This is a genomic window from Actinoplanes sp. NPDC051633 (assembly GCF_040681735.1).
Lineage (GTDB): Bacteria > Actinomycetota > Actinomycetes > Mycobacteriales > Micromonosporaceae > Actinoplanes.
Genome location: NZ_JBFAZH010000958.1, coordinates 1 through 3,016, shown reverse-complemented (window position 1 = coordinate 3,016; position 3,016 = coordinate 1). Strand labels below are relative to the sequence as shown.

Below are 3,016 nucleotides of genomic sequence, written 5' to 3'. Positions count from 1 at the left end.
CGGCCGTCGAGCTGCTCGCGCAGGATGTCGGCGTGACCGGCGTGCCGGGCGGTGTCGATGAGGACGTGGACGACGATATTGAACAGCTTCACATCGGGGCGCGGCCACCACGGCACGTGGCCGGGGGCGTCGATGGGTACCTCGTCGATTGTCGCGTCCGCGTGCGCCCACGCGCGCCGGTAGAAACCGATGATCTGCTCGCGCGTCTCGTCCTCGGTCGCCCACAGGTCGCTGCCGTCCGAGTCCTGCCATCGGGGCAGCGGCTCCGGGAATGGCCGGCCGAAGATCTCACCGAGGTACCTGGCCTCCCAGACGGCCAAGTGTTTGACAAGACCGAGGAGGTTGGTGCCAGTCGCCGTCAGGGGGCGCCGGATGTCGTACTCGGACAGGCCGTCGAGCTTCCAGACCAACGCCTGACGGGTGAACCGCAGCTCGTCGTGCAGGTAGTCCTTCGCGAACTCATCGATCACGGAGGACGAGCCTGCCATGCTCGCGCCCGTGGTGGCCGACCGAAGCCTCACCGATCTTGGGAACCTGAACGCCTCGGGCGGTGTCCACGTTCATACCCCGTTTCGTTGCCTCGGGAGGTGGGCGTTGCGCGGTCCATTCGCAGTGGGTCTGATCCTGGCGGCCGGCGCGCTCACCGCCGGCTGCTCCGCCGGCGAGCCACAGCCACCATCGCCTTCACCGAGCGGATCGGCACCGGGCGGATTGGCGATGGCGGTCCCGCGGGCTTCCCATACCGCGACGCAGCTGCCCGGCGGCCGCGTACTGATCGTCGGTGGATGCGTGGTCGACCACTGCGACGGCACCGCCGGCGCCGACAGCGAACTGTTCGACCCAGCGACCGGCCGGTTCACGCCCGGGGCACCGCTGTCCGTCCCACGGGCCGGACACACCGCCACGGCTCTGATCGACGGCCGCGTTCTGGTGGCCGGCGGGTTCTCGGGCGAGCGCCTGCCGCCGCTGGCCGGCGCCGAGGTGTACGACCCGGCGAGCGGCCGGTTCGAGGCGACCGGTGCGATGTCGGTGCGCCGCGCGGAGCACACGGCCACCCGCCTGCGGGACGGGCGGGTGCTCATCGCCGGCGGCACGAACGGCACGGAGGTTCTCGCGGGCGCGGAGATCTACGACCCGGCGACCGGCCGGTTCAGCGGCGCCGCGGAACTTCCCGGGCCGCGGTCGATACACGGCGCGACCCTGCTCGCCGACGGTCGGGTCCTCGTCGCGGGCGGCCAGTCCGCCCGCGGCACGCTGGTCGACACGGCGGCACTCTACGATCCGGCCACCGGGTCCTGGCGGCCGGCCGGTCGGCTCGACACGCCGAAGTACAAGCTGGCCGTCGCCTCCCTGCCGGACGGCGGTGCCCTGGTCGTGGGCGGCCAGACCGCCGACGACCCGCAGGCCCGACTCGCCCGGACCGAGCGCTTCGATCCACGTTCCGGCACGTTCCGGCCGGGTCCGCGGATGTCCGAGCCGCGATACAAGATCTCCGAGGCGGTGGTCACCCTGGCCGACGGCCGGGTCGTCATCTCCGGCGGACGTGGCGTCGACACCTATGCCGAGGGGGCGCTGCGCGCATTGGGCACGGTTCCCGGGCCGGAACGGCAGTTCCCGGCGGCGGCCGAGCTCCCGGATGGCCGGGTCCTCATCACCGGCGGCTACGACGACCGCACCAATCTCACGGCAACCGCCGTCGTGGTCCGGCCGTGATGCCGGTGCAGTGAGCCTACGTAGGCTGACGTATGCCGGAAGCCGCTCCTCGCCGGACGTCCGGCGGCACACGAGCGACGAGTCTTCACAGTGAAACGCATCGCTGGACAACGCCTACCAGGGAGAGATCACCATGCGAGACGACATCACCCGCGACGAACTGCGCGCTGCGATCAGCGCCGGCGATGTCATCGTCATCGACGCCCTTCCCAGCCGTCCGTACGACAAGCGGCACCTGCCGCAGGCCATCAACCTAGTCATCGACCAACCCGACGAGACCGTCCGGGCGACTCTGACCGACCCCGGCGCGGCCATCGCCGTCTACTCCACCGACGCCGATTGCGAACGAGCCCCCGACCTGGCCGCGCGGCTGCGGACGCTCGGCTACACCAACGTCCGGCTCTACCGTGACGGCATCGAGGACTGGGTCGGCGCCGGTCTGCCCGTCGAGTCGTCCTGACCTCGGCGAAAATAATCGGCGGCTCGTGTCGATATCGGGTCCGCCCGTTCGAGTTCCAGGTAACGGACCTCGAACGAAGGACACATCATGAACGCGCAGACCGCCTCGACCCGCACCTCCGCCACCTCCGGCCGTCAGTGCTCACCGGCCGGCCGCGTCACCCGGTCGCTTCTCGGCTACGGCGTCATCGCCGGGCCCGTCTACGTCGCAGTGAGCTTGGCTCAAGCGCTGACCCGCGACGGTTTCGAGCTCGACAAGCACGCGTGGAGCCTGCTGCAGAACGGCAGCCTCGGCTGGATCCAGATCACCAACTTCATCGTGACCGGCCTGATGACCATCGCCGCGGCGGTCGGCCTGAGCCGGGCCATGACGGCCGGTCGCGGGCGCCGGTCGGCACCGCTGCTGATCGCCGCGTACGGGGCCGGCATGCTCGGTTCCGGGATCTTCACCGCCGACCCGGCACAGGGCTTCCCCGTCGGTACGCCGCAGGTCACCACCGTCAGCTGGCACGGCATGCTGCACCTGGCCATCGGCGGCGCCGGCTTCCTCTGCCTGATCGCCGCGTGTCTCGTGCTCGGCTCGCGGTTCGCCCGCGCGGGCCTGACCGGCCTGGCCTGGATGTCCCGGGTGACCGGCGTCGCGTTCCTGGCCGCCTTCGCCGGGATCGCCAGCGGCTCACACGGCCCGACCGTACCCGCCTTCATCGCGGCGGTCCTGCTCGTCTGGGCATGGCTGGCGACCATCTCGGTCCACTTCTACCGCAGGACGATCTGACGGCGGCCATGCCGATCCAGAGCACAACGAAGGTGGGCGGCCCTATCGATCAGGGGCGCCCACCCGCCA

The 3,016-nt window shown here is 70.9% G+C and carries 4 protein-coding genes; 3 read left to right on the top strand and 1 reads right to left on the bottom strand.

Annotation, left to right across the window (positions count from 1 at the left end; genetic code table 11):
* On the bottom strand, positions 1 to 470 hold a 470-nt coding region (locus AB0M20_RS35145; RefSeq protein WP_364304782.1), incomplete at its 3' end, for a DinB family protein.
* A gap of 247 nt (positions 471 to 717) precedes the next feature.
* Between AB0M20_RS35145 and AB0M20_RS35140 the strand changes: the two genes are divergently transcribed.
* From AB0M20_RS35140 to AB0M20_RS35130, 3 genes are all read left to right on the top strand, one after another.
* Positions 718 to 1,713: a kelch repeat-containing protein gene (locus tag AB0M20_RS35140; RefSeq protein WP_364304780.1), complete on the top strand. Its 996-nt coding sequence runs from the start codon at positions 718 to 720 to the stop codon at positions 1,711 to 1,713.
* A 133-nt stretch (positions 1,714 to 1,846) separates the two neighbouring features.
* Positions 1,847 to 2,173 (top strand): rhodanese-like domain-containing protein, encoded by a 327-nt coding sequence (locus AB0M20_RS35135; RefSeq protein ID WP_364304778.1) that lies wholly within the window; start codon positions 1,847 to 1,849, stop codon positions 2,171 to 2,173.
* Positions 2,174 to 2,260: 87 nt separating this feature from the next.
* Positions 2,261 to 2,947 (top strand): DUF998 domain-containing protein, encoded by a 687-nt coding sequence (locus AB0M20_RS35130; RefSeq protein WP_364304776.1) that lies wholly within the window; start codon positions 2,261 to 2,263, stop codon positions 2,945 to 2,947.
* Positions 2,948 to 3,016 lie beyond the last annotated feature (69 nt).

Bases quoted from the DNA above. Each gene is read 5' to 3' on its own strand.
- AB0M20_RS35140 (WP_364304780.1), top strand. From the start codon at position 718: ATGGCGGTCCCGCGGGCTTCCCATACCGCGACGCAGCTGCCCGGCGGC.
- AB0M20_RS35135 (WP_364304778.1), top strand. From the start codon at position 1,847: ATGCGAGACGACATCACCCGCGACGAACTGCGCGCTGCGATCAGCGCC.
- AB0M20_RS35130 (WP_364304776.1), top strand. From the start codon at position 2,261: ATGAACGCGCAGACCGCCTCGACCCGCACCTCCGCCACCTCCGGCCGT.